Genomic DNA, 2,838 nt, shown 5'->3' with positions numbered 1-2,838 from the left:
TGTCCGTAAAAGCTATCCGCGCCAGATTCATACGCTGTTCGGGGAATACCGAAATGATTGTCCAGTTGCCGTTGCTGGCTGTATCGGTTTGGGTAAAGGTAAAAAAGCTCTCTCCCAGTTGTAGTTGGCCCGTATGCTCACGGTTTATCAGCCCCAGCACCTGAGGATCGACCGCGCCCTCGGGGTTAAAACTGAATGCTGACTCACTGCTGCTGGCCGGCTGGATCACCGCTACCCCCTCGGGGTTTAAGATAAACAGGTGTTGAATGAACGTTGGGGAAATAGTCAATAGCTTATCAATCAGCTGTCTGGCTTTATAGTTCAGTACCACTACGCCAGTTCGCTGTTGATCACGGTCGAATACCGATGCCCCGACTCGAATAGTCGGATTTAACGGTTGCTGGATTTTACCGCCTTCGACATTCAGATCCATCGGTGAGATATAGACCTTGTCAGGCGCCAATTCGACACTACGCTGAAAATAATATCGCCGGGATTTGTTTTGCAGGTGCTGCTCGTCAACTGCATGGATCCGGTTATCCACGTTGTTAACACGTACTATTTCCCTACCAGAAGTATCAATAAATCGAACTTGATCGTAACTAGATTGGTTACTGGCCAGTTGGATGAAATAGTCAGTCAGATTGGCTTTGAACTGCGCGGCAGGGGCATCGGCTTGTTTTCCGGCCATATACGAAAGCAGCTTAGCATCTGACGACATACTGCTCAGGCTATCGTCGAGCACTTCTTCTATCAGCTCGACGATCACTCGTTCGTTATGCAGGGCATATTGCTGCTCGTTATGGACACTTAAAAAATAGTGGACCAGCATCAGTCCCAGAATAGCCATCCAGCCCGGGATCAACCATAGCAGCAACTCGGTATAAAACTGGCGTTGTTTCACGAAGTGACGCGGCGCATCCAGTTCGTCCATACCCATTCCCTTGTGCGTTATTGATAATAATCATACCAAAGCCGTTACACATTGAAGGGTTGGCATATTAATTTCGTGACCCGTCGCGGACTTAGGTATACAGCTAAGGCGTATAACGTTTACGAAATACGCCATAAGTGAATAAAAACTATGACAATAGCCCGCCTGCCAGCTTTATCGCCAGGGGCTGGCGGTGGTCATCCAGGTCTGGGAGCAATCCCGCCAGTTTACCCAGCACCTTTTCTTTGCTGTGACGAAGAGACGACGCGGCAATCTCGTTTACCTCATCATTGCTGATAGCGGCCTCAAGCAGAATATCGAGATGTAACTTAAGATCAATATCTGCAAGCAGCTTCAATGCTAGTTTGCGGATACCTCCAGCAGGATCCTGCAACGCCTTGGCAAGAGCCGCATTTAAGGCCGGGCGATCTTGCTGCCTAACGGTATGGGTGGCAAGTTGCTGTTCAATGGCCATCAGACTACAGATTCTGACGTGTTCATGCTGATCGCGAGTCCCCTGCAATAATAATGGCAACGCCTTAGCCATAGGCATCTTGGCCAGATACCGGGTTGCGGCCTGCTTGGTGACGCTATCGCCGTGATAGAGGGTGTTCGCAGCCGCCCCGATCGCATTTTTGATTTCAGGAACGGAAACTGTATCAGCCAGACGTGCCAACGAACCGAAGATCTCAACCTGCTCGCTTGGCTCCGCGCCCAACAGGGATTCAATCAGCAAGGGAACAGCTGCTGGCTGCTCGCTACTTCCCAATGCCCGCAGTGCGAGAAGTTTGTTTCCCAGTTGCGGTATTTTGGCAATTTTCTTGCGGTTTAGCTCTAACTTGCCTGAGGTATCAAAATGATCACGCACAATCTCGGTGTAGTCAGTATAGTCATCAGGCAGCTCTTCGATCATATCAAGCACATGCTGTTCCGGGGCTTGTTCTTCTTTCGGGTTGTTCAACATCGCCTCAACATTGGTTTGCTGAATCGCCGCCAGCGTCGAGGTCGGGGTCGCTGCTGGCAAATCGTCTTCAGCCAAAGCCGAAAACTTTTCTTCATGAGCGGCAAGCAGTTGTTCCAACTCCAGAATGTCAGAAGCTGGTTCTGGGCTTGATTCTGAATTTAGCTCAACAGCTTCCGCTGATGCCGTCTCTTCTGCCTTACGGTTACCGCTTTCCTCATCAGTATCCAGTTGATTGACCGGTATCAGTTCCCCTTTGGCTGCGAAACCCAAAATAAGATCACGGAGATATTGCTGGCCTGTAGAAGAAGAGATGCGTACGAGCAAATCCAATGCTGCCTGACGCAATGCCCCATCATTCTGCTCATCGTTAACGATATATTGCATCACCGGGTATACGGCAGCCCAAAAGGCGTCCCGCAGACAGACCAATTTACTGAGCAGGCGAATATAGTCAGCCCGTAACGACACCGGCAGAGTCGTCCGTTCTACATGTTTTAGGCAGCGCTGAACGACCAGCTCACTATATACATCGCCCTCATACTTTGTTGAAGCAAAAAAGTCAGCCGCCGCATACACCACTGCCGGGTCATCATGGTGTAACTGCTCAGCAATCCATTCTAGGCATTCAGAACCGGGCGCGTCGACATGACAAGCCATCAGCGCAAGAATTGTCGACAAAGCAGCACCGGGCGCTTTTTGTGCCAATAAATACAGCTTGGCCTGCGACAACTTATCCAGCTCTCCCATCATATCCAGCCCTGCTTCGACCGCCTCTCGGACTCTTTGCTCTTGATCGCACAGACGAAGCACTATATCCCATTGATACTCAATAGCCTTGCGACGGCAAAGCGCCTCAACAGCGGCTCTTCGGATCTCAGGGTCTTCATCTGACATTGCTTTGAACAGTTGAATAGTTGCTATTTTGCTATCACTTTGGGCC

General features: G+C 50.1%; 2 protein-coding genes. Both read right to left on the bottom strand.

The window, feature by feature from the left end:
* Positions 1-934: cache domain-containing protein (locus tag MHN01_RS23250; RefSeq protein ID WP_239413729.1), on the bottom strand; the 934-nt coding region annotated here is incomplete at its 3' end.
* Positions 935-1,082: 148 nt separating this feature from the next.
* On the bottom strand, positions 1,083-2,838 hold a 1,756-nt coding region (locus MHN01_RS23245), incomplete at its 5' end, for a HEAT repeat domain-containing protein (RefSeq protein ID WP_239413728.1).

Origin of the sequence: Photobacterium sp. OFAV2-7 (assembly GCF_022347985.1) — a bacterium.
GTDB lineage: Bacteria > Pseudomonadota > Gammaproteobacteria > Enterobacterales > Vibrionaceae > Photobacterium.
Note: the sequence above shows the minus strand (reverse complement) of the source record. Positions and strands in the feature narration are given on the sequence as shown.